The organism is Achromobacter sp. GbtcB20 (assembly GCF_019091095.1).
In the GTDB taxonomy this organism is placed as follows: domain Bacteria; phylum Pseudomonadota; class Gammaproteobacteria; order Burkholderiales; family Burkholderiaceae_B; genus Achromobacter; species Achromobacter mucicolens.
On the sequence record NZ_JAGXJZ010000887.1, the window covers coordinates 1 to 237 of the forward strand.

The 237-nt window shown below is 57.8% G+C and carries 1 protein-coding gene; it reads right to left on the bottom strand.

The features are described 5' to 3' along the window. Positions 1-193 (bottom strand): twin-arginine translocation signal domain-containing protein (locus KVT32_RS31520; protein WP_217619577.1); only part of this gene is annotated, 193 nt, incomplete at its 3' end. Between the last annotated feature and the right edge of the window lie 44 nt (positions 194-237).

Below are 237 nucleotides of genomic sequence, written 5' to 3' on the forward strand. Positions count from 1 at the left end.
GGCCGAACATCAAATTGCCGCAACCGACAGAGCAGTAGGGGCAGGTCTGGCGGGTTTCGGTCGTGCGTGCCAGCTTGTACTGCCGGACTTCGGCGAGTGCCGTAGCCGGAGCGAAGCCAAGCACCGCCAGGCTGGAGCCCGCGATGGTGGCGCCTGTAACCTTCAGGAACTGACGCCTTGACATCTGGTTCATTAACAAACCTTCTTAAAGGAAAAGACGGTTTCGCCAGTTTAACA